This window comes from Hyphomicrobium sp. (genome assembly GCF_020852195.1).
Taxonomy (GTDB): domain Bacteria; phylum Pseudomonadota; class Alphaproteobacteria; order Rhizobiales; family Hyphomicrobiaceae; genus Hyphomicrobium_C.
The window spans coordinates 33,706-56,481 of the sequence record NZ_JADZBI010000005.1 but is presented as its reverse complement, the minus strand read 5'-3'; the positions used below and the strand labels follow the sequence as shown (position 1 = coordinate 56,481).

General features: G+C 66.4%; 27 protein-coding genes. 11 read left to right on the top strand and 16 right to left on the bottom strand.

All coding sequences use genetic code 11. From position 1 onward, the window contains the following. Nucleotides 1-324: 324 nt before the first annotated feature. Together IT540_RS00635 and IT540_RS00630 are read right to left on the bottom strand one after the other, a co-directional pair. Complete coding sequence (locus IT540_RS00635; RefSeq protein ID WP_291171863.1) at nt 325-1,311, bottom strand: YVTN family beta-propeller repeat protein; 987 nt, start codon at nt 1,309-1,311, stop codon at nt 325-327. Between the two features lie 28 nt (nt 1,312-1,339). Next, a complete protein-coding gene (locus IT540_RS00630) occupies nt 1,340-2,575 on the bottom strand; it encodes an ABC transporter substrate-binding protein (RefSeq protein ID WP_291171860.1) in 1,236 nt (411 codons plus the stop codon). 346 nt (nt 2,576-2,921) lie between these two features. On the opposite strand from IT540_RS00630, the gene IT540_RS00625 reads away from it, so the two are divergent. Genes IT540_RS00625 through IT540_RS00590 form a run of 8 tightly spaced genes read left to right on the top strand, consistent with a single transcriptional unit; the run spans nt 2,922 to nt 8,531 of the window. Further along, a complete protein-coding gene (locus IT540_RS00625; protein WP_291171857.1) occupies nt 2,922-3,455 on the top strand; it encodes a DUF3280 domain-containing protein in 534 nt (177 codons plus the stop codon). After that, on the top strand, nt 3,452-4,441 hold the full coding sequence (locus IT540_RS00620; RefSeq protein ID WP_291171854.1) for an ABC transporter substrate-binding protein: 990 nt from the start codon (nt 3,452-3,454) through the stop codon (nt 4,439-4,441). Before IT540_RS00625 ends, IT540_RS00620 begins: the two co-directional genes overlap by 4 nt. Continuing rightward, nucleotides 4,428-5,216 (top strand): ABC transporter permease, encoded by a 789-nt coding sequence (locus tag IT540_RS00615; protein WP_291171851.1) that lies wholly within the window; start codon nt 4,428-4,430, stop codon nt 5,214-5,216. The genes IT540_RS00620 and IT540_RS00615 overlap by 14 nt, the downstream gene beginning before the upstream one ends. Beyond that, on the top strand, nt 5,204-5,956 hold the full coding sequence (locus tag IT540_RS00610; protein ID WP_291171848.1) for an ATP-binding cassette domain-containing protein: 753 nt from the start codon (nt 5,204-5,206) through the stop codon (nt 5,954-5,956). Before IT540_RS00615 ends, IT540_RS00610 begins: the two co-directional genes overlap by 13 nt. A gap of 46 nt (nt 5,957-6,002) precedes the next feature. Next, nucleotides 6,003-6,842, top strand: coding sequence for a (5-formylfuran-3-yl)methyl phosphate synthase (locus IT540_RS00605; protein ID WP_291171846.1), 840 nt, complete (start codon nt 6,003-6,005; stop codon nt 6,840-6,842). Further along, nucleotides 6,815-7,252 carry a dihydroneopterin aldolase gene (locus tag IT540_RS00600; RefSeq protein ID WP_291171844.1) on the top strand — a complete coding sequence of 146 codons (438 nt, stop codon included), beginning with the start codon at nt 6,815-6,817 and terminating at the stop codon, nt 7,250-7,252. Before IT540_RS00605 ends, IT540_RS00600 begins: the two co-directional genes overlap by 28 nt. Continuing rightward, complete coding sequence (locus IT540_RS00595; RefSeq protein WP_291171842.1) at nt 7,249-7,926, top strand: uridylate kinase; 678 nt, start codon at nt 7,249-7,251, stop codon at nt 7,924-7,926. Before IT540_RS00600 ends, IT540_RS00595 begins: the two co-directional genes overlap by 4 nt. A gap of 20 nt (nt 7,927-7,946) precedes the next feature. Continuing rightward, nucleotides 7,947-8,531, top strand: coding sequence for a DUF447 domain-containing protein (locus IT540_RS00590; RefSeq protein WP_291171839.1), 585 nt, complete (start codon nt 7,947-7,949; stop codon nt 8,529-8,531). Between the two features lie 12 nt (nt 8,532-8,543). Here the strand turns inward: IT540_RS00590 and IT540_RS00585 are convergent, their stop codons facing one another. Both IT540_RS00585 and IT540_RS00580 read right to left on the bottom strand, forming a co-directional pair. Then, nucleotides 8,544-8,681: a hypothetical protein gene (locus IT540_RS00585; RefSeq protein ID WP_291171837.1), complete on the bottom strand. Its 138-nt coding sequence runs from the start codon at nt 8,679-8,681 to the stop codon at nt 8,544-8,546. A gap of 141 nt (nt 8,682-8,822) precedes the next feature. Next, entirely contained in the window at nt 8,823-9,851 is a 1,029-nt protein-coding gene (locus tag IT540_RS00580) for a hydantoinase/oxoprolinase family protein (RefSeq protein ID WP_291171835.1), read from the bottom strand. A gap of 57 nt (nt 9,852-9,908) precedes the next feature. On the opposite strand from IT540_RS00580, the gene IT540_RS00575 reads away from it, so the two are divergent. Next, a complete protein-coding gene (locus tag IT540_RS00575) occupies nt 9,909-10,637 on the top strand; it encodes a HisA/HisF-related TIM barrel protein (protein WP_291171833.1) in 729 nt (242 codons plus the stop codon). 191 nt (nt 10,638-10,828) lie between these two features. Here IT540_RS00575 and fae read toward each other — a convergent pair whose 3' ends face one another. From fae to IT540_RS00540, 7 genes are all read right to left on the bottom strand, one after another. After that, nucleotides 10,829-11,341 (bottom strand): formaldehyde-activating enzyme, encoded by a 513-nt coding sequence (gene fae / locus IT540_RS00570; RefSeq protein ID WP_291171831.1) that lies wholly within the window; start codon nt 11,339-11,341, stop codon nt 10,829-10,831. Nucleotides 11,342-11,565: 224 nt separating this feature from the next. Then, the gene (locus tag IT540_RS00565) at nt 11,566-12,435 is read right to left on the bottom strand and encodes a triphosphoribosyl-dephospho-CoA synthase (RefSeq protein WP_291171829.1); all 870 of its coding nucleotides are present in this window, start codon (nt 12,433-12,435) and stop codon (nt 11,566-11,568) included. A gap of 53 nt (nt 12,436-12,488) precedes the next feature. Beyond that, a complete protein-coding gene (locus tag IT540_RS00560) occupies nt 12,489-13,433 on the bottom strand; it encodes an ATP-grasp domain-containing protein (RefSeq protein ID WP_291171827.1) in 945 nt (314 codons plus the stop codon). 72 nt (nt 13,434-13,505) lie between these two features. Beyond that, entirely contained in the window at nt 13,506-14,474 is a 969-nt protein-coding gene (mch, locus tag IT540_RS00555; protein ID WP_291171825.1) for a methenyltetrahydromethanopterin cyclohydrolase, read from the bottom strand. After that, a complete protein-coding gene (locus IT540_RS00550; RefSeq protein WP_291171822.1) occupies nt 14,471-15,622 on the bottom strand; it encodes an ATP-grasp domain-containing protein in 1,152 nt (383 codons plus the stop codon). The genes mch and IT540_RS00550 overlap by 4 nt, the downstream gene beginning before the upstream one ends. Continuing rightward, the gene (locus tag IT540_RS00545) at nt 15,619-16,518 is read right to left on the bottom strand and encodes a methylenetetrahydromethanopterin dehydrogenase (RefSeq protein ID WP_291171819.1); all 900 of its coding nucleotides are present in this window, start codon (nt 16,516-16,518) and stop codon (nt 15,619-15,621) included. Before IT540_RS00545 ends, IT540_RS00550 begins: the two co-directional genes overlap by 4 nt. Before the next feature lie 55 nt (nt 16,519-16,573). Beyond that, nucleotides 16,574-17,542, bottom strand: coding sequence for a beta-ribofuranosylaminobenzene 5'-phosphate synthase family protein (locus IT540_RS00540; RefSeq protein WP_291171816.1), 969 nt, complete (start codon nt 17,540-17,542; stop codon nt 16,574-16,576). A gap of 108 nt (nt 17,543-17,650) precedes the next feature. Between IT540_RS00540 and IT540_RS00535 the strand changes: the two genes are divergently transcribed. Beyond that, entirely contained in the window at nt 17,651-18,028 is a 378-nt protein-coding gene (locus tag IT540_RS00535; RefSeq protein ID WP_291171813.1) for a 4a-hydroxytetrahydrobiopterin dehydratase, read from the top strand. Between the two features lie 294 nt (nt 18,029-18,322). After that, nucleotides 18,323-18,829 carry a 2-amino-4-hydroxy-6-hydroxymethyldihydropteridine diphosphokinase gene (folK, locus tag IT540_RS00530; RefSeq protein WP_291171811.1) on the top strand — a complete coding sequence of 169 codons (507 nt, stop codon included), beginning with the start codon at nt 18,323-18,325 and terminating at the stop codon, nt 18,827-18,829. Nucleotides 18,830-18,882: 53 nt separating this feature from the next. Here folK and IT540_RS00525 read toward each other — a convergent pair whose 3' ends face one another. From IT540_RS00525 to pqqB, 5 genes are all read right to left on the bottom strand, one after another. Next, a complete protein-coding gene (locus IT540_RS00525; protein WP_291171808.1) occupies nt 18,883-19,260 on the bottom strand; it encodes a cytochrome c family protein in 378 nt (125 codons plus the stop codon). 160 nt (nt 19,261-19,420) lie between these two features. Next, the gene (gene pqqE / locus IT540_RS00520) at nt 19,421-20,644 is read right to left on the bottom strand and encodes a pyrroloquinoline quinone biosynthesis protein PqqE (protein ID WP_291171805.1); all 1,224 of its coding nucleotides are present in this window, start codon (nt 20,642-20,644) and stop codon (nt 19,421-19,423) included. Then, on the bottom strand, nt 20,641-20,979 hold the full coding sequence (pqqD, locus tag IT540_RS00515) for a pyrroloquinoline quinone biosynthesis peptide chaperone PqqD (protein WP_291171803.1): 339 nt from the start codon (nt 20,977-20,979) through the stop codon (nt 20,641-20,643). Before pqqD ends, pqqE begins: the two co-directional genes overlap by 4 nt. After that, the gene (pqqC, locus tag IT540_RS00510; RefSeq protein ID WP_291171800.1) at nt 20,972-21,739 is read right to left on the bottom strand and encodes a pyrroloquinoline-quinone synthase PqqC; all 768 of its coding nucleotides are present in this window, start codon (nt 21,737-21,739) and stop codon (nt 20,972-20,974) included. Before pqqC ends, pqqD begins: the two co-directional genes overlap by 8 nt. Next, nucleotides 21,736-22,668 carry a pyrroloquinoline quinone biosynthesis protein PqqB gene (gene pqqB, locus IT540_RS00505; protein WP_291171797.1) on the bottom strand — a complete coding sequence of 311 codons (933 nt, stop codon included), beginning with the start codon at nt 22,666-22,668 and terminating at the stop codon, nt 21,736-21,738. Before pqqB ends, pqqC begins: the two co-directional genes overlap by 4 nt. Nucleotides 22,669-22,776: the final 108 nt, after the last annotated feature.

The following is a 22,776-nucleotide window of genomic DNA, read 5'->3' as shown; positions in this document are numbered from 1 at the left end:
TTGAGGCCGAGCAGCACCGCGAACGTCCCGCGCGGCACCGTGAGCGAGACATTGTCCAGCACCAGCTTCTCGCCGAAGCTGTGGCTCACGCCCGTGACGACGAGCGCGTCCGGCTGAGACGAGGCTGAGCCCTGCGGATGTGGCATGGCGTTGGTCACGGAGTTCCGAGCTTTCCGATGAGCCCGATGCTCGCGCGGTGCGCGAGGCCGGAGCGTTGATGGGCCACTATCGCGCACCTCGGCTTGCCAGTCGACTTGATGTTGGACGGGTAGCCTTGCACGGCCACAAGAAGAATATCCCGCATTTCCACTCAGTATGCCTCGGTCAGTGGGGAGCCACGACAACGCCCCAGGGGTAGCGGCCGACCTTGATGGACTTCGTCACCTTCTGGCTCGCAACGTCGATGACGGACACGTCGTTCGAGGTGCCGTTGGTGGTAAAGAGCAGCTTTTCATCTGGCGTGAAGCCGAGATTCCAAACGCGTTGGCCGACCAGCAGGTACTTCTCGACCTCGCGCGTTCCGACGTTCACCACCGCCACGCGGTTGGCCGGGCCGAGCGCGATGAACGCCGTCTTTGCGTCCTTCGTGATGCGCACGCCGACCGGCTGGATCGCGTCCTTGGTGATGCCCTGGATCTCGAAGTTGATCTTGCCGAGCACCTTGCGTGTTTCGGACTCGATCACGGTCACGGTGCCGCCGATCTCCGCGCTCACCCAGACCTGCTTTCCGTCGGAGGTGAACTCGGCGACGCGCGGCCGGTTGTCGACGAGCACGTTGTCGATGTTCTTGTAGGTATGCGCATCGATGAAATGCGCCATGTTGGTCGTCTCGGAGGTATTGACCAGGATCTTTCCGTCCGGACTCATGCCCATGCCTTCAGGCTCCACACCGACGGGGATGTCGGTGACGATGGTGCCTTTGAAGATGTCGACCACGGTGACCAGGTTGTCATCCTCGTTGGAGACGTAGAGCGGGTTGCCGGAAGTGTGCAGGATCGGCAACTCGGGATCAGGTCCCGACGGCAGATCCTTCACATACTCGTAGGTCTGCGTGTCGAACACCTGCATCTTGTGATCGTCGCTTGCGCACACGATGACCCACTTGCCCTCGTTGGCGAGGATGATTCCGCGTGGGCGGTTTCCGGTCTTGATGGTATGCACCACCTCGAGCGTCTCGCTGTCGATGACGGAGATGGTGTTGTCCTTTTCGTTCGAGACGAACACCTTGTAGGCCAATGCCTGGGAGGCGGTGAGCGCCAGCAGCAGCGGGGCAGCCAGTGCGAAAACGAGGCCGTGCCGTTGTCTTGTCACGTCGAAGCTCCTTGGTCGTTCGCTCGCATCAATTCTTGAAGGCGGTGCATTTCGATTCCGGCCGATCGACGCCGAGCGTGTCGAGCTCGGTCAACTGATGCAGGAATCCCGGCTGGGGCGAGACCGTGACCAGGATCTTGGCTGTCGCGACCAGGATGGGTTGGCGAAGCTGGCCGTTCCACGCGCGATAGGTGACCTTTTGCCCCTTGAAGGCCGCAAGCTCGAACTCGGGGGAGCGCATGTAGGGGATCAGCACCTTGGGATCGGCGCTGGACTTGCGCGTCGCGGCCTCGCCGACGGAGCGCACGGCTGTCCAGGCATTGTAGTCGAGCGGCCGCATCACGCGCCCAGCTAAGCGTTTGAAACGATTTTGAAATTGCGTTCCTCCCCAGAGCTCGATGGCGGGGTGCCAGGGGGTTGCGAACAGGCCCGCCGTGCCGATCACCGGCCGCGAGACCCACGTCCGGTAGGGGAAGTACTCGCCGAACAGCTCGCCCTCGTCCGCAACCACCACCACGTCGTGCTCGGGCAGGCCCTGCATGAAGCTCGGAATCTGTTGCTGGACCTGCTCGAACCCGCCGTCGGCACGCCGGCTGCCGGGATCGTAGTCGAACACGCGCTCCTCCACGATCTTCAGGCCGAAGCGCTTGGCCGCCCGCCGGATCGCATCGGCGTAGAGCTTGTCCTCGGGAGCAGGGCCGATCACGAGCACCCAGTTGCGCCACTGTTTCCACGCCATGTACTGGGCGAGCGCGTCCGCCAGCATGGTCCGCGAGGGGGCGGTGTGCTTGACGTTGAGCCGGCACTGCTCCTCGCGCAGCGTCTCGTCCGGCGCGGACGCGTTGAAGAGCACGGCGTCCTTGTCCTTGAGCGTGTCCGAGAGCTTGAGCAGGGTCTCGGCGGAGGCATCGACCACCACATAGGCGACGCCCGCGTCGATATGCTTTGTCACCTCCGCGATGAGCTGCGCCGGATCGGCGTTCTCGACCACGTCGAGGATGAATTCCTGCTTGAGGAACCGCCCCGTCGTATTGTTATCGGAGATCGCGAGCTTCGCCCCCGCGATGCCGTCGTCGGGAGGCGGGATGTCGAGCAGCGACAGCGGCGGCAGGCGGCCCTCGCGGATCTCGCGCGCCATCAGAATTCGGATCTTGAGCACGTCCTTGTCGGCGGCGCCCTCGTCGGTATCGGCGGGCGCGGCCGCGGGGGCAGGGGGTGTCTCAGCGGGCGCTGTGTCCTGTGCCCGCGCTGCAACCGATGGCATGAGCAGGACAAAAACCGCGGCAAGGAGGGAAAATCCCCTAGGGACGGTGCCGCGCGGACGACATGAAACAGACCGGGCGGGCCGACGCCCCGGCCCAGCAGAAAAGCTCATAGCGTTCTCCTCCCGGCGGATAGTCCGGCCACGCCGGACTTCCGGGTATATTGTAACATGTTCCCCCGGAACATCGCATCGAATTGCCAATTGTCAAGTTCACGGAAAGTAGCCCTCTCGGTTTTGTTACAGCCTGTGAAGCTGCACGCGCCGACATTGGGCGTGCAAATCTATGTGCACCGAACGCACGTTATAGTGTAAGCACTCCGCGTTTTGGGACGACGGACAGGTTGAGATGAAACGTGGTCGAGTGGCGGCTTGGCTGACAGTATTGATGGTGGCGACGCTAGCGGGTCCGGTCGCCGCCGGCGCCGCCGAAAGGCTGGCAATTTTCCCGATCGACATGTCGATGCCGAGAACGGAGGAGGATTTTTTCCGCGGCGTAACGGGACCAAGTCCCGAAGAACAAAGCCGTCTTTCCCTGGCTCAGGCCGAGTTCAAGAAGCTGCTTTCGGCCAGCGGCCGCTATGAGCTCGTGGACCTTACGCCCCTCTCCGCGGAGATCACGGCCGCCCAGCCGATCTACGAATGCAATGGCTGCGAGGTGGACATTGCCGGCAAGGCCAAGGCGGACCTCGTCATGACGAGCCTGATTGACAAGATCTCGGAAACCCACCTGAGCCTTACCGTGGCTATCGTCGATGTCGCCCAAAGCAAGCTCGTCAAGAATTCGAGCGTGCTCATTCAGGGCAACACGGACGAATCCTGGATGCACGGCGTCCGCTGGCTTGTGAAGAACCGGCTTCTGGCGGAGGACAAGGCAAAATGATCGATCGCCGCCGGCTCATGGTAGGCACGGGGGCCGCACTTGGCGCGGCCGCGGTGCCGGGGCGGCTGCTGCGCGCGGCCGACGCGCCGATGCGCCTCGCGTCGGTGAAGTACGGATCGCTTTCGTGGGTTATCGAGACCATCCGCGCGCTCGGGTTCGACAAGAAGGCCGGCCTTGAGATCGAGGTGGTTGATGTCGCCTCCAATCAGGCGGGGCCGGTCGCCCTGCTCGCCAATGGGGCGGACGTGATCGTCTCCGACTGGACCTGGGCCATGCGCCAGCGCGCGCTCGGCGAGAAGCTCAGGTTTTCACCCTATTCTTCGGCGTTGGGTTCGCTGGTCGTGCCGGAGGACAGCGGCATCAACGGCGTCGCCGACCTCGAAGGCAAGACGCTGGGCGTCGCCGGATCGGCAATAGATAAGAGCTGGATCCTGCTGCGCGCCTACACGAGGCACACGCTCGGCCGCGACGTCGCGAGTTTCGCGCGCCCGTCCTTCGGTGCCCCGCCGCTGCTCACGGAAGAGATCCGCTCCGGCCGCATCGATGCCGTCCTCAACTTCTGGCCCTATGCAGCACGTCTGACCGGCAGCGGATTCCGCGAGATTCTCACTGTGAACGATATCATGAGGAGAATGGAAATTGATCCCGTGCCGGCGCTCGTGGGCTTCATCTGGAAGGAGGACTACGAGGCCGCGCACCGACGAGATGTCGCGATGCTGCTCAAGATCGTCGACGACGCCAACGACGTGCTGGCCACCGACGATGCCGCCTGGGAACGCCTGCGCCCGCTGATCATGCCGGGCACCGACGCAGAGTTCCGCGCTATCATCGCTGCCTACCGCGAGGGTATTCCCAAGCCATGGGGGCAGGCGGAGCTATTGTCCGCCCGCAAGCTGATGCAGCTGCTCGTGGCCGCCGGAGACGCCGAGCTTATGGGATACGGTACGCAATTCGACGCCAAGCTGTTTCACGATGCAGCGTCCTAACCCCGTCCTGCGCGCCAGCATCGACCAGCCCTGGTACACGCGCGTCGCCTGGGGCGTGGGCTCGCTGTTGGGCTTCCTCCTGTTCTGGGAGGTGGTGGCGCTGCTCCTACAGCATCGCCACCTGCCGACGCCGACCACGGTTTTCGCCGCCATGATGCGCGAGCTCGCAAGCGGCCAGCTCCTCTATCACATCGGCATGACGCTCTTTCGCGTGGCGTTCGCCTTCGTCTTCGCCATGGCCATCGGCTCCGCCATCGGCATCGCCATGGGTCGTAACGGACGCATCGATCAGTTCTTCGATAGCTGGCTGATCCTGTTTCTCAACCTCCCCGCTCTCGTCGTCATCATCCTCTGCTACGTCTGGTTCGGCCGCACGGAGGTCGCAGCCATCATCGCTGTCGCCGTGAACAAGCTCCCCAACGTCGCGGTCACCGTACGCGAGGGCGCACGCGCCCTGTCCCGCGATCTGGCCGAGATGGCGCACATGTATCGGTTCGGCAGATGGAAGACGCTGCGCCACGTCATCCTGCCCCAGCTCGCGCCGTTCTTCCTTGCCGCCGCCCGCACCGGCCTCTCGCTCGTGTGGAAGATCGTCCTCGTAGTAGAGCTGCTGGGCCGTTCCAACGGTGTGGGCTTTCAGCTCGGCACGTATTTCCAGATGTTCGACGTGACGATGATTCTCGCATACGCCCTGGCCTTCATCATGGTCGTTCAGCTTATCGAGTTCGGCATCATCCAACCCATCGCTGCGCGGGTGAACAGATGGCGGAGGTAGCCGAGCGGCATAACGGCGTGGCAGACGGCGGGCTGAAGATTCACGTCGCCAGGAAAGTCTTTCCGGCCGTGGCCGGACGCGACGCGCATCCCGTGCTGCAGGACATCGCCATCGACATCGAGCCCCGCTCGTTCGTGGTCATCACGGGGCCGTCGGGTTGCGGGAAGTCGACGCTGCTCAACATCGTCGCCGGGCTCGACGGAGACTTCGAGGGCGAGATCCTGCTCGGGGGGCGCGACACCAAGCTCGGCTACATTTTTCAGGCACCGCGCCTGCTGCCGTGGCGCACGGTCTACGAGAACATTGCGCTCGCGCTTCCTGACGGCGACCCCCGCCACGCGCAGATCGACGACATGCTGCGTCAAGTCGGCCTCGAAGGCTTCGGCTCGCAGTACCCCGAGCGGCTCTCGCTCGGCATGCAGCGGCGTGCGGCCCTGGCCCGCGGCTTCATCACCGAGCCGGACGTGCTGCTCATGGATGAGCCCTTCGTCTCGCTCGACGACCCCACGGCCCAGGGCCTGCGCGAGCTTCTGATCGGCCTCTGGAACCGGCGCCCCACGACGGTGATCTTCATTACCCATGATCGCACCGAGGCCGTGATGCTGGGCACCCGCATCTTGCGCATGGGGGGCGCAAATGCGACTATCGTCCAGGACGAAACAGTGCGCCTGTCCACCGCCGAGCGGACCGACCGCGAAGCCGTTCGGGCAGAGCAAGGGCGCATATTTCACGAGACCTGAGTCCCGAGAGACTTGAGCTTCCTCACATGGTGATGACGAGATGACGATGGCGGCGCATCGGTTCGTCCGCCTTCTGGCCAGCGTGGCGTCGGAGGCGGAGGCGCGCCTCGCCGCCGCGGGAAGCGCCGACATTATCGACGCCAAGAACCCCGCCTCGGGCGCGCTCGGCGCGCTTCCCGTCGATGTCGTATCGCGCATACGCAAGGCCGTTCCCGCCCACATTCTGGTGAGCGCCACCGTTGGCGATCTCCCGGCTGAGCCGGAGCCGGTCGTGGCGGCAGCGCGTGCCATGGCCACGAGCGGCTGCGACATCGTCAAGGTCGGCCTGTTCCCCGGCGGCGATCCGCACGCGACCATCCGCCATCTGGGCCGGCACATTGCTCAGCGCACGCCGCTCGTCGCCGTGCTGATGGCCGACGCGCCGCTCGATCTCGCGCTCGTGCCGCTGCTCGGCGAGGCTGGCTTCCGGGGCGTCATGCTCGACACGGCCTCAAAGGACGGCCGCACGCTGCTCGATCATCGCACGCCCGATGCGCTGCGCGCGTTCGTCGCCGCGGCCCACGAGGCCGGCCTTTTCGCAGGGTTAGCGGGCTCGCTGCGCCTTGCGCATATCCCCGAGCTCCTTGCGCTCGCGCCCGACGTGCTGGGCTTCCGCGGCGCCCTCTGCCGCGCATCGGACCGGCGGAGCACGCTCGATACCGCAGCCCTCGCCGCCGTACGCGACGCAATTCCGCAAGCGTCGAGACAAGCTCCCGCTCCTTCTCCCCCCTTGTGGGGGAGGCCGGGAGGGGGGGAATCTCAAACGCCGGCGTTCAGGGCTCCCTCCACACATGACCACTCCCCGCAAGGAGAAGGGGAATGGCCGACGCTGGAAACCACGCCATGAGCGCAACGCGATCATCGCGCCCGGGCGAGGCGCCCACGACCGCCGGGGCGCCGGAGACCCTCGGCCGCGACGCCATCTTCCTCAAGGGCTGGGTCATCGACTGCAACATCGGCGTCTATGCCGAGGAGAAGGGCATCACGCAGAAGATACGCCTTACGGTCGATGCCTATCTCGCGCCGCACGTCCGCGCCGCACGCGACGACATGGCGACTGTGCCCTCCTACACCGACATCATCGATGCGGTGAACGCCATCACAGCCACTGGCCACATCAACCTCATCGAGACCTTGGCCGAGGCCATTGCCGAGCGCGTGCTCAAGGATCCTCGCATCGATGCCATGCGCATCCGCATCGAGAAGCTCGAGCGCGGCCCCGTGCGCGGCGTCGAGATCTATCGCGTGCGCGGATGACTCCCGTCGTGCTCAAGCTCGGCGGCAGCCTCGCCGCGAGCGGGCGCCTCCGCACGCTGCTCGCCCTCGTTGCACGTGCGCGCCGCCCTGTCGTCGTGGTGCCGGGCGGCGGCGCCTTCGCCGATGCCGTGCGCGAGACGCAGCAGGCCCTCGGCTTCTCCGACGAGGCTGCCCACGACATGGCGCTGCTCGCCATGCATCAGATGGCAGACGCCATGATCGCGCTCGAGCCGCGGCTGCTCGCGGCGGAGACGCTGGTCGGCATCGCGCGCGCGTGGAGTAGCCAGCGCGTTCCGGTCTGGCTGCCGGCGGCCCTCTGCGCCGGAGACCGCCTGATCCCGCGCGATTGGTCCATCACCTCCGACGGCCTCGCCGCCCGCCTCGCCGAGCGGCTGGGAGGTGTCGAGCTGGTGCTGGTCAAGTCGCGCTCCGTGCGCCGCACGGCCTCCGCCAAGACGCTGGCGCGCCAGGGCATCGTCGACCCCGTGTTTCCCGCCATCGTCGAGCGCGCCGACCTTGCCTGGCGCGTGCTCGGTCCCGGTGATGAGAAGGCACTGTCCGACCTGCTCGCTGTGACGGCGCGCACCACCCGCAGGATGCCGATGCAGCGCCGCCGCGCCGCACGCTCGACGGTCGGCGCCGCGCATGGTAGGGGCGTCGCCAGGGCCCGATAGCCGCGCCGGCGGAGGAACGCATGCCACGCATCGTCGAGACCATCGTAACGACGACGGACGCCACGGGCGCCGCGCACATCGCGCCCCTGGGCCTGATCGAGGACGGCGACGGTTGGATCATCGCACCGTTCAAGCCCTCGCGCACGCTCGACAACCTCAAGGCCAATCCCTATGCGGTTGCGAGCCACACCGGCGACGTGCGCGTCTTCGCCGGCTGCGTCACCGGCCGCCGCGACTGGCCCACGGTTCCAGCCGACGTTGTGTCCGGCGTCCGCCTCGAGGATGCGGTGTCCCACTGGGAGCTGGCCGTGGAGCGCGTGACCGACGATGCGCAGCGCCCGCGCTTTCACTGCCGCATCGTGCACACCGCGAGCCATGCCGTCTGGAGCGGCTACAACAGGGCGGAGGCGGCGGTGCTGGAGCTGGCGGTGCTCACCACGCGGCTTTCCATGCTGCCGCCGGAGAAGATCGACGCCGAGCTCGAGTATCTCAAGATTGCGATTTCAAAGACGGCCGGCCCGCGTGAGCTGGAGGCGTGGGGCTGGCTGATGGAGCGCGTCAGCTCGTTCCGCAGCGGCGATGCCGGTGCCGCGCTGAAGAAGTAGGCGAGGGCTGCCTCAAGCCGGCACTTGCGCGACGGCCACCTTCGAGCGGGCGCGGTGGCGGGCAACCAGGAACGTGGCCAGCGCGATCGCGAGGACGATGAGCCCGCCGGGCATGACGACGGCTGCGAGGATCGTGAGCGTGGTCTTCATGGGCCTCCCCTGTTGAGGCTTTCATTTTGATTATGGGATGAGTCTAGCAAACGTCCATGACGGACTGCTTCAGACCGCCGCACGTATCAGAGGAAAACTTTTAACGTCTGCGCAAAGGATTTGTTTCGCAACGCAGCAGGCTCAGGCGCTCGCGCCGAGCAGAAGTGCCACGGCAACGGCCGGCGCACAGGCGGTCGCCCAGGCTTCCGCGGCGTCCTGCGCGCCCACGAGCGTCCCGAACCGGATCGCCGTATGCCCGAGCCGCCGCGCGATCTCACCGACCTCCCCGGCGCCGATACCGGCCGCGACGACCGGAGCATCGGGCGGCAGAGGAGCAGCCGTCAGCACCCGCGCCGCGCCGTCATGGATCGATCGGAGCTGCAACTCCCGGATATGCGCCGCCGCGGCGCGCCAATCCTCGGCCGTCCCGTCGCGCGCGTCGCGGCCGAGCATCCTGGCGAGCCGCGTGACGCTCTCGCCGAGGGATTTTCCCTTGCCGTCCGCCGTTGCGTGCTGGTCGATCTCGGCGAGGTCGTCACCGAGGATCCGGCGCGCATCCGCCATCGTCGCCAGGTACTCGCGCGCCAGGCTCACACGCTGCCCGCGGAACGGCGCCTCGCTCGCGACCGCCATGACGGCCGTGCGCGTGAGCCCCGTATAGACGAGCTCCCCCGTAACCTGCCGCTCGGCGTCCGTGAGCCCGCGTGCCTCCGGCACGCCCGCCCGGATCGGCACCACGTCCGCCGTGGTCGATCCGAAATCGATGAGCAGCGCATCCGGGACCTTGCGCCCGATCAGCGTTGCGGTGGCGAGGAAGTTCGTCGAGCCGACGTCGCCGTGATGGCGCCGCGCGTCGTCTGCCGTGCCGAAGCCGCGCGGTCCCATCCAGAAGCGTACCTGCTCGCCCAGCTCCCTGGTCAGCCGACCAACGAGCGTTGCGACGCCCGTCTCGCGGTCCGTAAACAGGTCGGACAGCTCGCCCGTCATGGTCACGGCGAAGCTGGACGCGCGCGCGAGCAGAGGTGCCGCCTCGGCAAGCGCGGCATCGAGCTTGTCGAGCCCCTGCCACAGCGGGCAGGCGATCTGGCGCACATCCACGGGACGCCCGCTCGCGACCAGCGCCACCTTGAGGTGCGCTCCCCCGACATCGAGACCGGCCCTGACCGTCATGGGCAATCCTTTCCTTCGCGCCCTCGTGATACATCACCGGCGAGGAGAAGGAAGCCCATGCAGGTCATTCCGGTTATCGACATCCGCGGTGGCGAGGTGGTGGCGGCCAGCCGCGGCGACCGTGCCAGCTATCGTCCGCTGGTCACCCCCCTTGCGGCGAGCGCCGACCCGGTTGCGGTAGCGCTGGGCTTGCGGTCTCTGTTTCCATTCCCGACGCTCTACGTGGCCGACCTCGACGGCATCGAGGGCCGCGGCGCCGATCTCGCAACGCAGTGTCGGCTCGCCGAGGCCTGGCCCGGCACCGAGCTTTGGATCGACGACGGAACGCCCGGCCCCGCGCCCGCCGACGCCCGCAGCCCACTGATTAAGAGTCAGCGGCTACGATCCATGATTAAAAGTCACGTGCTTGGATCGGAATCGCTAACGTCGCTCTCCGACTATGAATTTGGTCGCCGAAGGATTGGATCTTGCGCGCTGCTCTCGCTCGACTTTCGCAATGATACGTTTCTAGGTCCGCCCGAGCTGCTCGAAGACTCCGCACTCTGGCCCGATCGCCTGATCGTCATGACGCTCGCGCGCGTCGGAAGTGGCGAAGGGCCTGACATCGAGCGCCTCGAACGCATCATCGCGCGCGCCGGCGGACGCGATGTTTACGCGGCGGGCGGCGTCCGCAACGCGGACGATCTCCACGCGCTGTGCGTCATTGGCGCGGCGGGCGCGCTCGTCGCCACCGCTCTGCACAGAGGCAACATCTCCGAGCGCGACCTCGAAAGGATCGCGGCCTAGCACAAAGAAAAAAAGCCTGGCTGCACGAAGCAGCCAGGCCCTGAAGTTTCAGTCCACTTGCGAGTGGATCGCGAAGATTCCACCCGAAGTCGTCAGCCGTTCCAACGGCCGGAGAGTAGTCTTCCCAATCGCTGCAGCAGACCCCCCTTCAATGGAGGGGCATCGTTATCCTGCTGTGGACGGTTTCCGCTTCAAGTCTTCGCACCGAACGGATGGGCGACCGAGTTGCGCTGAGCAGTGGCCTCGGCGGCCGTCGGCTTGCCGGCGACGGCGCGAGCGATGGCCTCCTTGACGGCGCGGTAGTTGTAATCCTGGATCTTGGCGTCGTCGGCCGCTTCCCAGTGGATGAACACGCCGACGAGAACGTAGACGTCGTCAGCCTCGTTGGCCGGAATCACACCCTCGGCAACCGAGTCCTGAACGGCCTTGGCGACACCGTACTGGGCCGGGCCGAACATCTGGACAGCCTGGCGGGCGTCCTTGATGGTGACCTTGTTGAACATGATGGTGTTCGGCTTGCAGGGCAGGTTCGGCGCGATCACCGCGAGCAGCGTGGTGAAGCCGTCCTTGTTGTTGGAAAGCGCGTTGACGAACGCGGTCTCGGCAGCGCTGCCGCGCGGTCCGATAACAAGGTCGATGTGCGCGACTTCGTTGCCGTCACCGACGAGCGACTCGCCGACCAGTACGCGATTGATCTTGGCCATTACAGGGGTTCCCTTCCTTGATAAAACAAAAACCAACGCGCCCCGAGCGTTCGACTAGCGTCCGATCGCTTGGAGCGTCCGCCCGGGGTGTGAGGGCCGGCTGCAGTCCGAAAAAGCTATCCCAGTTGCAGCGAACGGTGGCGAATGTCACCGTACCGGTTGGCCAGATAGCGGCGCTGAGCGCCGCCCCTTAATAGCCCTAGGATTGTGACTTCGACAAGGGGCTAGGAGCGTTCAGTGGTCGCACTCCGATGAATGAGCATTTCGGCAAAAAGCGTTGCGACGACGAAGTCGGCTGTGGTTCCGGGGTTTAGGCCTCGGGCTTTGAGGCTGGCGTCGAGGCGGGCGAGCGGCGGCCACGTATCGGCGTTCGGCGCGGGCCGCCAGAGTGGCTCGAGCGCACGGGCCTCCTGTTGCACGGCTGCCGCCACATCGGCTCCATGCTTGCGCGCGATGTGGCTGTCAGGGAACGAAGCAAGAAGACTCATGTGCAGCGCAGTAATAGCCATGCTCTCATTTGCGGCAGCGCGGCGAGCTGCCTGAAGCTCAGGCAGTGCGAAAGAGAACACGTCATCGAAAACGGTGATATAGGCGCGTGCGATGCGGTCGCGGTCGGCGGCGAGCGCCATGGCCTCCTTGAGCGTCATGCTGGGCGGCCCCGCCACGTCTCCGTCCGCGACCCGCCCGAGCCCCGCCGGGTTGGCGATCACGATCGCCCGGAAGGCCTGATCCGCGTCAGAGCGGTCGAGCGCGTCGAGCACCGCAGCGAGGCGCGCTCTGAGATCGTCGGCCCCCGCGCGCGCATCCGCCGCGGCGGCGAGCGGCGCTGCGAGCAGCACGATGCCGAGGTTGGTGTTGAGCCCGGTGGCAGCGACGCTGGCTCCGACTGCGCCCAGAATGCGCGCCCCCACGCTGCGCGTCGAATCGACGATGAACGGCGCTGCCGCTCTGGCCGCCCGCTCGAAATGCTCCGTATCCATGCCATGGCCGGCGCCGTGGACATGCACGTTGCCGGGTTTCAGCGCCGAAAGCTCCGCGCGGCATGCAGCCAGAAACGCATCTTCGATTGTTGCGCGCGCGAGCGGAAACGCCATTCACACCCCTCCACACAAGGGGGAGGGGGACCAGCGCTGTACTCTGGGTGCCGTCACGGGATGGGCGCCTTTGTGACAGCTTGAAGAAAATCGGCGGCGAGGATGTCGGCGATGTCCGCCGCGGTCACGCTCTGCAGCCCCTTCCAGGCCGGGTTCGAGTTGATCTCGAGCACCATCAGCCGGCCATCCGCGTCGCGGATCAGATCGACTCCCGCATAGTCGGCGCCGATGGTAGTCACCGCCGCGAGCGCGAGCCGGCTCATGTCGGCGCAGGGATCGTGGGCGACCGGCTCCGCGCCCTGGTGCACGTTGGTGATCCAGGTCTTGCCGCGCCGCACCATGGCGGAGAGCACGCGCCCGGCACAGACGAACACGCGCCAGTCCTCGAACAGGGTGGCATCGGGCGCGCGCAGGTAATGCTGCATGTAGTAGACGTCGCCCACGGCTTCCGGCGGCGGCAGCTCGTCGGGCCCCTGCGCGCGGCGTACGCCGTTGCCCTGGCTGCCGAACAGCGGTTTCAGAACGAACGGCCTGGCGTCGGCGGCAAGATGGGCTTCCGCGCGTGCACGCGTCTCGACGACGCGCGTCGGCGGTGTCGGCAGGCCGGCCTTCTGAAACAGGAACGTCGCCGTCGATTTGTCGACGCAGCGTTCGATGGCGCGGGCCTCGTTCCACACGCGCACGCCGCTCTCCCGCAGCGCATGCAGGATGCCGAGCCGGAACGTGATCTGCTCGAGCGTCCCGGTCGAGACCGAGCGCACGAACGCGCCGTCCGGCAGGAGACCGTCGAAGCCCGGAATGTCCATGCCGCACGGGCAGGACGTATCGAACGCACACGCACTGAGCGTCGTCGTGACGACGCGCGCGCCGCGCGCCTCCATGGCCTTTCTGAGCCGACGCGCATGCCAGTCGCCCGACCCGTCCTCGACGAACAGCGCGATCTGCGGGCCGGAAGGCATCGCGTCGTTCAGTCCGCTCGTTGGGACAGGCTTGTTCATGTCACACGCATCGGGTCTGCCGATCTTTCACCTCTCCCCTCCGGGAAGAGGTGAGGCGAAGCACCATCCGCATCACCTGAAGCTCGCGTCGACGATGTCGGGCGCAAGCTTGCCGGCATGGAAGCTCGAGCCCGTATCGAGGTTCGAGACCGTCACCACCGCCGGGCTGAACAGCGACGCATCGATCTTGTAGAAGTCGCCGCCCACGGAGGCGAAGATCTCCGCGAACGGCTTTCCGTAGATCGAGCAGGTGTTCGACGGCAGGGCGTTGGCGAGCTTTTCGGCTTCCGCATCTCCGCCGCGCACGAAAAGCTGGATGCGCCCGCCGTAGATGATGGCGTCGTTGGTGCGGCCCATCGCCTTGACGAAGTCCGGGATCGGCGGCGCGATGGGCGCCACACCATAGCCGTCGACGATATTGCCGAGGTCGAAGTGCAGCGAATGCGCCTTGTGCAACGCGACTTCGAGCACGCGCGCCGCGATCTGCACCGTGCCCGCGAGGCTGCCGGTCGGCGCGTAGAGCACGGTGAGGTCCGCGACGTTGATCCCGCAGGCGTGCGCAACCTTGGTGGCGACGGCGGGCGGCGGCGGGTTGTCGCCCTCGATCACGAGCGCGCCCTTGTTGTGATGGTCGACGTAGCCGAGCTCCTTGTAGAGCTCCTCGACGCGCGAGAGCGCGCGCGCCGGCCCCGAGCCGAGCGCGAAGAAGCCTGCGTCGTCCGTGATGGTCCAGCCCGCATACTGGCTGCCGAGGCAGGCCACGACCGGATTGGACGAATGCACGACCACGCCGAGCGGCCAGCGCTCGAGTCCCGACGACGAGGTGAGCGTCACGGTACCGAGGCCGCCCATGCAGATCTCGCCGAGCCGGCGTCCGGCCTCGAGCCCGCCCGGCACGCCGCCGCCGAGGTCGATGCATCGCTCGCCGGCCTGCCCGGTGGACACTCGGCAGCGCAGTGCATCCGCGTTGGCGGCGAGATCGTCGACCAGTTTCGCAGCCCGCGCGTTGACGCTCGGCGCGAAGCTCAGAATGCTGCTCATTGTCGAGCTCCTTGTTGGTTGGAAGTGTCATACAGCAAAGTTTCGAGCATCCCCAAGCGTTGAACGCAGCTCGCCTCGACATCCTCGAGCCGCTCCCCCTCGACGATCACCGTGGCGAGCGGCTGCCCGGCGCCGATGGCGCTGCCGGGCTGCGGCCGGTCGGCGGCCCACTCCGGCCACGCCACGTTCCCCGCGGTAAGCGGCCCGCGGTCCGCGTAGAGGAAGGCGGCGGCGCGGGCAACGGGCGGATGCCATTCCGCCGCGAGAAGCGCCGCCGGGTCGCCGCCTTGGGACGCCTCGACATGCGCCTTGAACAAGGTGCCTTGGGCGTCGTCGAAAACGTCGAGCGTCGCGCCGGGGCGCGGGTTGACCTCGAGCAGCACCGGCGTGCCGTCGTGGACGAGATAGTCGAACGACACGATGCCGCTGAGCGAGAGCGCTTCCGCGACCGCGAGGCTCATCTCGATGAGGCGCGCCTCGAGATCCTCGTCGAGCGGCAGCGATCCCGCCGCACCCCCGTAGCGGAACGGCCGCCGCGCGAGCGGGCTCGTCCATTGCCGGCTGGCGGCGAACGCTGCGCTCTTTTCCGAGACGAGACCCATGAGGGAGATCGCCTCGCCATCGCCGCGCCGTTGGAAATAGCGCCGCTTGTCGGGACGCGGCTTTGCCGGGCAGCGATGGATGTGGAGCCCCCCGCTGCCGCCGACGCGTTTCATCAGCCAGCCCTCGGGATCATCCGGCGCATCGAGGCGCGTCTCGGGATGCGGAACGCCGAGGTCGTCGAGCATGGAGAAGAACTGCTGCGGATCTTTCGCTCGCCGGATCGTCTCGGCGTCGTTGCCGATCAGCGGGAAGCGCTCGCCGAGCTTGGCGACGAGCCGCGGATTGCATTCGAAGCCGGCGCCGAGCACCAGCCCGATCGGCTTCGAGGGCGCCTCTGCTTCGAGGCTTTCGAGCGCGGCTAGCAGAGGCCGCGTGGTAAAGCCCACCTGCACGCGCGCGGGCAGACAGCGCGACGCCTCCGCGAGGGCGACGGTATCCGTATCTCCGAAGCAATCGACGACCAGCGGCCGGTAACCGGCACGCCGCGCGGACGCGGCGAGCGCCCGCGCGGAGAAGGCAGCGATGAGAACAGCTTCGCCGCTCAAGCCACGAGCTGGCGGGCCAGCGCGAAGGCGTGACGGAAGTCGAGCGCCAGCGGCTCTTTCGATCCGATCATCTGCTTGAAGAGGCCGGACTCGGTCTTGTACTTGATGTCGCCGATGGCGAGCGGTCCGACGCCGAGTGCATTGCAGCCCGGAAGCTGCGCGCCGTCCATGAACAGCTCCATGCCCTCGACGCCCGGCGGCGGCACGGCGTTGACGTCGGCGACCACGAGCAGGTTTTTGGCGAACTCCTTCTGCTCCTTGGAGATCACCTGCACGCCTGCGGCGGCCGCAGCGAAAATGACCTCGGCATTCTCGATGATCTCGCGCTTCTGGTCGTCAGTCTCGCCGGCAACTGCCGTGAGGTCCACGCCGAAGCGCTCCTTCGAGACGGCGGCCGACTTGACGACGCGGTCGACGCCGCGGTGCGCGACGAGCTGCACGTCCGCGCCCTCGAGCGCCGTGATGATCGACGAGGCGAACCCGACCACGCCGGTGGCGCCGAACACGGCAACCTTCGTGCCCTTCCATCCGCGGCCGAACTTGAACTTGAGCACACGCTCGACGCAGGCGACCATGGCCGCCGCAGTGGTGAAGGAGCCCGCCGGATCGGCGAATACGGAGAGCTGGAACGGCGGCACCTGGGCCTTGCGCGCGGCTTCGAGCATGTCGAGCGCCAGGATGGCGTCCTTGCCGCCGATGAACACGCCGGTGCGCACGCCGTAGTCTGGCGGACGCGAGAAGATGGCGTCCTGCACCAGCGGCGTGACCTCTTCGAGCGTGACGTTGATGTAGGGAACGATCACCTTGTAGCCGGCGTCGGTGGCCATGTTCACGTCGAACGGGCTCATATGCTTCTGCGGCGAAAGCATGTGCAGAATCGGCGTGGCGTCACTCATTCAGTCTTCTCCCGTTCGCGTCTGGCGTTGCCGCTCTTGGTCCTTGGCAGCACCCTCAGAAGGTCGTGATCGCCGCGCCGGCATTGCGCCCGCGAACGACCGCGATTTCGAGGCCCCTCGCTTTAGCCTCTTCGACTAAAGAATGATAGAGGCGGTCTGCCACATCGGTTGACGGAACGAATCCGAAGCCCGTAGGGCCCCAGGAAGTCTGGCCGATGCCCGTCGCGCCAAGCTCGGCCGCGCGCGCGAGCAGCGCGCCGACCGCGGGAGAAGTCCACGGGCTTCCACCTTGCGCTGCAGCAAAATGGCCGCCGACGATGCCCTGAATCTGGGTTAACGCCGTGCCGAACGCGGCGATGTCGGCTTCCTTGAGACCGGGCACGAGCTGCATCAGCACGAGGCGGCAGAGCCGGTCGGCGAGCGCCTCGGGAAACGGAGGCAATTGGGCGAAGGCTTGCGTCTCCCTGTCGCCGTGCGCCCCCTGTGCGCGCGCATCGAGCACGAGCAGCACACGCCATTGATCCGGAAACGGAGTCTGGATCAGGACCGGCGGCGGCTGGTCCAGAGCCCCGCGCCCGCCGTCGACGATGAAGCCGCCGCCGTCGAATGCGGCCATGCCGATCGCCGAGCGTGCGCCGCGTCCCGCAAGATCGCCGACCTGCTGCGGCGTAAGCGACAGTCCCTCGAGGCGCATCAGCGCGAGGCCGATGGCAAGCGCGAGTTGCGTTCCCGATCCGAGGCCGGCATGAGCCGGAATGGCCTTGCTGACCTCGACCCGGTAGGCGCCCTTGAGCGCCAGCGCGTAAGCACAGCGCGCCAGAACGGCCGCGACGCGCTCTGCTTCTGGCCCCGACACGGACGTCGTCTCCGCCCGCGAAACGCTGACCTCGGTGCTCGGCTGATCGAGCGCCAGGCCGATGGAGCCGTAGCGCCGCCCGAGCCCGCCGTTGAGGTCGAGAAAGCCCAAGTGCAGGCGCGCGGGCGCAGAGACGCGGCAGCCTGTGACCGGGGGGGTGTCGTGCATCGTACGGAGCGTCCTTGGAGGCGGTTGCCGATTGCGCCGGCAGGGGGCGGGGACTAGGGTCGCGCCCAGACGGGCCTATTTGTCTACGAAAGGCGAGGAGAGAGCAATATGAGCAGCCCCCGCGAAACAGCACTTTCCGATGCCGAGGTCACCCAATGGCTGGCCGCGAACCTGCCCCAGTGGCGCCTGGAGGACGGCTGGATCCGCCGCACATACAAGACGACGGGATGGAAGGGCACGCTGATGGTGATCAACACCGTCGGCCATCTCGCCGAAGCGGCCTGGCATCACCCCGACATCACGGCCTCCTATGCGTGGGTGGAGGTGCGCCTCGTGACGCATTCCGCCAAGGGCATCACGGGCAAGGATTTGGCGCTGGCCAAGAAGATCGAGGACGTCGTGCACTGGCAGCCGGCCAATGAGGACAACGCGCTCGAGGGCACGCCCACCGGCGACCTGCGCTTCGCATATATAAAGTATGACTGATCTCGCGTTTCCGGCGCCGCCCCATTTCCCCTCTGAGGGAATGTTGCAGAATGGGCGAGGCCGCAATTCCGTGTTGCGCTGTCAAGCGAGGATGCCACTAGCGTGGCGTTCTTGGAAGCTGGCGGAGATCCCGACCTGCGTCGGGATGACGTTGTGCGGACGGCGAGCGGTTTGCCTCCCCTCGACGTCATCCCGGCGTAGGCCGGGACCCACGCAAGTCTTCCTGCGCGCGACGCCCGCAATAGCAGAGCAGCGCATCTCCTCTTTGCAGGGACTAAGCGGGACCCGTCGCGCATGACGGAAAGCAGCACGCCTGCCTTCGACGCGCTGATCGGGCTCGGCTCGAACATCGGCGACAAGGCGGCCAACATCCGCCGCGCGATCGGTCTGCTGACCGAGCAGGGCGACATCCGCCTCATGCGCGCCTCGCGCCTCTACCGCACAGCGCCCTGGGGCGTGACGGATCAGGATTGGTTCGTCAACGCCTGCATCGCCGTTGCGACGGACCTTCCGCCGCGCGAGCTGCTGGCGCGCTGCCTCGCGGTCGAGGACACGATGGGCCGCGTGCGCGAGAAGCACTGGGGCCCGCGCGTCATCGACGTCGACCTGCTGGCCTATGGCGACGCGGCCATGAACGATCCCGATCTCACGCTCCCGCATCCGCGCATCACCGCGCGCGCGTTCGTGCTCGTGCCGCTGTCCGAGATTGCCCCCAGCCTCGAGATCGCGGGCCATGGCCTCGCGCATTGGTTGGCTGAGACGAATGCCGACGAGGTGGTTCCTCTCGAGGAATCGCAATGAAAAACGCCGCGAACCTCGGGTCCGCGGCGTTCTGATTTCACATTCGGAAGTGCTTACTCTTTGCACTCCGACTTGATGTAAGCGAGCAGGTTGACCCGGTCTTCCTCGTTCTTGATGCCTGCGGGGAAGATCATCTTGTTGCCCTTGATGACCGCATCGTCCTTCTCGAACCACTTGAGAAGATGCTCGTCATCCCAGGTGATGCCCGAGTTCTTCAAGGCTTCGGAATAGTTGAAGCCTTCTGCGTGATGGCCGGCTTTCGAGCCGACAACGCACTGGAGAGAGGGACCGAGGCCGTTCTTGGCATCAGCTCCGATCTGATGACAGGCCGCGCACTTCTTGAACACTGCAGCGCCCGCCTCGACATCCTGTGCCGACGCAGTTACGGGCACGGCCACCATAGCGGCGGCCGCCACAACCCACTTGAGCATCTTCCGAATCCTCCGAAGTCTTTTCGAACCTAGACCTGCCGCTCAGTCTCCCGAACCTCCTGGCAGGCGTCGCATACTGGCAATTTTTGCCTGAACCCGGTGTGAACACGATGCCGCACCCGGCTCATCCAACAACCTGTACTTGACCCCTAGGTTCCGCTCAAGACACGTTGTGGGTCTCGGGCTTCTTTGCTGCACCGCCCACACGCCGGTAGGTGAACTCCGGGACGTTCGGATTGTGGCTCTCCACCTCGGCCACCGCTTGCCACTGGGCATGCATCGGCGAGAGCGAGCAGGCCGGATCCGTGTTGGCAGCGTCCCCGGTCAGCGCGAACGCCTGGCAGCGGCATCCGCCGTAGTCGATCTCCTTGCGCGGGCAGCTCCGGCAAGGCTCCTTCATCCAGCTCGTGCCGCGGTAGGCCTGGAAGGCCGCGCCGTTGAGCCAGATGTCGGCCAGCGGCCGGTCCTTGATGTTATCGAAGGCGAGCGTCTTGATCGACTCTGCCGCGTGGCAGGGCAGCACCCGCCCGGACGGCGTGATGTTGACGATGCCGCGGGCCCATCCGCCCATGCAGGGCTTCGGGAACTTGGCGTAGTAGTCCGGCACGATGGCGTCGATGACGATCACACCCTTGTACTTCTCGCGCGCCTCCTCGACCTGCTTGGCGGCCTTGAGGAACGCCTCCTTGGTCGGCATCAGGGCGGCGCGGTTGAGAAGCGCCCACGCGTAGTACTGCACGTGCGCGATCTCGACACGTCCGGCACCCAACTCGACCGCGAAGTCGATTGTACGGCCGACGTTATGGATGTTCTGGCGATGGATCGGCGCGTTGATGGTGAGCGGCAGGCCGAGCTCCTTCACCCAGGCCGCCACCTGGATCTTCTTCGCCATGCCACCCTTGTAGGCGGCGATGCGGTCGGCATTCTCGGGATCCACGTCCTGGATCGAGAGCTGCACGTGATCGAGCCCCGCCTCGACCAGCTTGGCGAGGCGGTCGCGCGTCAGCGTCACGCCGGCGGTGATGAGGTTGGTGTAGAGGCCGACGTCGGCGGCCACCTTGACGATCTCCTCAAGGTCCTTGCGCGCCGTCGGCTCGCCGCCCGAGAGATGGATCTGCAGCACGCCGAGCTGCGCCGCCTGGCGCATCACGTCCTGCCACTCGGCGGTCGTGAGCTCGACGTTTGCGCGCTCGAGCTCGACCGGGTTCGAGCAGTAAGGGCACTGCAACGGGCAGCGGTGCGTCAGCTCGCAGAGCATGCCGATGGGTGCCCGTGCGCAGAGCGCTGGATCGGGCCCGGGATCGGCAGCCGGCGCGCCGTCGGGCGACCGCGCGCAGAGCGGCATCGCGGACTCGGTGACGTGGGTCGGTGCGATCTCGTTCATGGGGTCGCTCCTCTCTCGGCCTTCACCAGGACGCCTTTGTCGGTCAGGTCCTGGAGCATGGCCAGAATGTCGTCTTTCACAACTTCAAGTGGGGCCTGGTACTGTTGAGACAAGGTTTCCGCGATATCGTTCACGGAACGTTGTCCGTCCAGGAGCTTGAGCACCTCAACCGCCGTCTCGTCGGGGTTGAACACGCGCTCCGGCGCCAGAATAATCCAGCGTCCGCGCCCCGGGTCGTGCCGAAGCTTGATGTGTCTGGGCAGCGCGAGCACCGTGTCGCCGGCGACGATCAGCCGGGTGGGCGCGCTCTTCGGTTGCTCGGACGTCTCAGCCATTGAGCGTCTCCGGATTGAAGGCGCCGGGCGGGATCCACCCGGGTGTCACATATGCATGGTGCAGCGCGTCAAGCTGGGCCCACAGCACGTTGCACTTGAAGCGCACGGCCGCGACGCAGGCTTCCTGCTCGGCGCGCGTTTTCGCGTGGACCTTAATGTAGTTCAAAGCATAGTCGGCGTCGAACGGCGCCTGCACGAGGCGCTTTTTGAAGTAGGCCATCACCGTGTCGTCGATGAAGTCGTAGTTCTCGAGCATGCCGGAGATGCGCTCCTTATGGATCTTGGGCGCGAAGAGCTCGGTCAACGACGAGGCCACGGCGATGGTCAGCGGCTCCTCGCGCACGAAGCGCACGTAGGCCTCCACGGCGAAGCGCGTCGCGGGCAGCGCGCCCTCCATGCTCTGCACGTAGTCGCGGTCGAGGCCCAGGCCGTCTGTCAGCACCAGCCAGCGCTCGATGCCGCCCGGATCCTCGCCGTGCCCGTCGTGCTCGAGCACGCGGTGGATCCAGTCGCGCCGGAGCTGGCGGTCGAACACGCGGCTGACGAGGGCGGCGTCCTTGCGCGGCACGGCCGACTGGTAGCAGTAGCGGTTGAGCGCCCAGGCCGCGACCTGCCCCTTGTTGAGCTTGCCGCCATGCAGCAGCTTATGGAACGGGTGCTTGTCGTGATAGCGCTCGGCGCCGACGGCCTGGATCGCAGCCTCGAACTCGTCCGGGCTCCAAAGGGCGGCCGCATCGCTCCCTGTACGGCGCTCGCTCATAGGTGGATCTCCATTCCGTCGGTGCCGACCTCCCAGCCGGCGGCTTCCGCTGCGCGGCGCTCCGGCGAGTTGTCGTCGAGCACCGGGTTCGAGTTGTTGATGTGGACGTAGACCTTGCGCGCAACGTTGAGCGGCTCGAACGCGGCGATGGATCCTTGGGGTCCCGAGATCGAGATGTGCCCCATGCGCTGGCCGGTCTTCTGCATCAGCCCCTGGCGGATCATCTCGTCGTCCGTGTAGAGCGTGCCGTCGAAGAAGACGAGCGGGGCGCCCTTGAGGCGCTGAGCGAGCTCGTCGTCGACAACGGCGCATCCCGGCACGAAGAAGAAATGCTTGCCTGTCGCGGCTTCAGTGACCTTGAGCCCGATGGCATCGCCCTCGCGGCTGCCGTAGTTGTCGTTGCTGGCGCCGCTTTCGAGATAGAGCGCGATCTTGCCGGGCACTGGGAACGCCTCGACGACGATCCCGGTATCGCGCCCCGCACCCTCGATGGGCGTCGGCGTGCCGAACGCGAGCGTCCGCCGGGCGACGACCGAGGCATCGAGCACGTTGAAGATCGAGTTCGCGGCCAGCGTCTCCAGCACGCGCGACGACCCATAGATCGAGAACGGCTGCAGCTCGCGCAGGTTTAGGAGCCCGGCGATGAAATCGACGTCGGCACCGGTCACCACCACAGCCTTGATGGGGCTGTTGCGCAAGGGACCGTCTGCCCGTGCACCGAGGGCCGGGGTCTCGTTGATCTGTTGGCGGAGATCGGGGGACGCATTGAGCAGGACCCAGTCGGAACCGTTCGCGGACAGTGCGAGCGAGCACTGCGTCCGCGCACGGAACCCCGGTTTTCCAGCTCTCACAGCAGCGCTGTTGCGACCGTTACAGTTCCATTGAGGAAAGCCGCCGCCAGCAGCCGCCCCCAGGATCCTGATCAGCATGAATATTTTCGCTTTTTAGCGGCGAGCTTCGCCGAAAGCGGCGCCGCAAACAGCGACGGCGGTCGAAGCTCTCGACCGCCGCGCCAGAAACTGGTCGGATACGTTGCG

Excerpts from the sequence above, each read along its gene's own strand:
- IT540_RS00590 (WP_291171839.1), top strand. The coding sequence starts at position 7,947 with ATGCCACGCATCGTCGAGACCATCGTAACGACGACGGACGCCACGGGC.
- IT540_RS00565 (WP_291171829.1), bottom strand. The coding sequence starts at position 12,435 with ATGGCGTTTCCGCTCGCGCGCGCAACAATCGAAGATGCGTTTCTGGCT.
- IT540_RS00575 (WP_291171833.1), top strand. The coding sequence starts at position 9,909 with ATGCAGGTCATTCCGGTTATCGACATCCGCGGTGGCGAGGTGGTGGCG.
- IT540_RS00540 (WP_291171816.1), bottom strand. The coding sequence starts at position 17,542 with ATGCACGACACCCCCCCGGTCACAGGCTGCCGCGTCTCTGCGCCCGCG.
- pqqC (WP_291171800.1), bottom strand. The coding sequence starts at position 21,739 with ATGAGCGAGCGCCGTACAGGGAGCGATGCGGCCGCCCTTTGGAGCCCG.
- folK (WP_291171811.1), top strand. The coding sequence starts at position 18,323 with ATGACGGAAAGCAGCACGCCTGCCTTCGACGCGCTGATCGGGCTCGGC.
- IT540_RS00585 (WP_291171837.1), bottom strand. The coding sequence starts at position 8,681 with ATGAAGACCACGCTCACGATCCTCGCAGCCGTCGTCATGCCCGGCGGG.
- IT540_RS00545 (WP_291171819.1), bottom strand. The coding sequence starts at position 16,518 with ATGAGTGACGCCACGCCGATTCTGCACATGCTTTCGCCGCAGAAGCAT.
- IT540_RS00615 (WP_291171851.1), top strand. The coding sequence starts at position 4,428 with ATGCAGCGTCCTAACCCCGTCCTGCGCGCCAGCATCGACCAGCCCTGG.
- IT540_RS00620 (WP_291171854.1), top strand. The coding sequence starts at position 3,452 with ATGATCGATCGCCGCCGGCTCATGGTAGGCACGGGGGCCGCACTTGGC.
- IT540_RS00580 (WP_291171835.1), bottom strand. The coding sequence starts at position 9,851 with ATGACGGTCAGGGCCGGTCTCGATGTCGGGGGAGCGCACCTCAAGGTG.
- IT540_RS00525 (WP_291171808.1), bottom strand. The coding sequence starts at position 19,260 with ATGCTCAAGTGGGTTGTGGCGGCCGCCGCTATGGTGGCCGTGCCCGTA.
- IT540_RS00560 (WP_291171827.1), bottom strand. The coding sequence starts at position 13,433 with ATGAACAAGCCTGTCCCAACGAGCGGACTGAACGACGCGATGCCTTCC.
- fae (WP_291171831.1), bottom strand. The coding sequence starts at position 11,341 with ATGGCCAAGATCAATCGCGTACTGGTCGGCGAGTCGCTCGTCGGTGAC.
- IT540_RS00600 (WP_291171844.1), top strand. The coding sequence starts at position 6,815 with ATGGCCGACGCTGGAAACCACGCCATGAGCGCAACGCGATCATCGCGC.
- IT540_RS00595 (WP_291171842.1), top strand. The coding sequence starts at position 7,249 with ATGACTCCCGTCGTGCTCAAGCTCGGCGGCAGCCTCGCCGCGAGCGGG.
- pqqB (WP_291171797.1), bottom strand. The coding sequence starts at position 22,668 with ATGCTGATCAGGATCCTGGGGGCGGCTGCTGGCGGCGGCTTTCCTCAA.
- pqqE (WP_291171805.1), bottom strand. The coding sequence starts at position 20,644 with ATGAACGAGATCGCACCGACCCACGTCACCGAGTCCGCGATGCCGCTC.
- IT540_RS00535 (WP_291171813.1), top strand. The coding sequence starts at position 17,651 with ATGAGCAGCCCCCGCGAAACAGCACTTTCCGATGCCGAGGTCACCCAA.
- mch (WP_291171825.1), bottom strand. The coding sequence starts at position 14,474 with ATGAGCAGCATTCTGAGCTTCGCGCCGAGCGTCAACGCGCGGGCTGCG.
- pqqD (WP_291171803.1), bottom strand. The coding sequence starts at position 20,979 with ATGGCTGAGACGTCCGAGCAACCGAAGAGCGCGCCCACCCGGCTGATC.
- IT540_RS00610 (WP_291171848.1), top strand. The coding sequence starts at position 5,204 with ATGGCGGAGGTAGCCGAGCGGCATAACGGCGTGGCAGACGGCGGGCTG.
- IT540_RS00625 (WP_291171857.1), top strand. The coding sequence starts at position 2,922 with ATGAAACGTGGTCGAGTGGCGGCTTGGCTGACAGTATTGATGGTGGCG.
- IT540_RS00605 (WP_291171846.1), top strand. The coding sequence starts at position 6,003 with ATGGCGGCGCATCGGTTCGTCCGCCTTCTGGCCAGCGTGGCGTCGGAG.
- IT540_RS00630 (WP_291171860.1), bottom strand. The coding sequence starts at position 2,575 with ATGCCATCGGTTGCAGCGCGGGCACAGGACACAGCGCCCGCTGAGACA.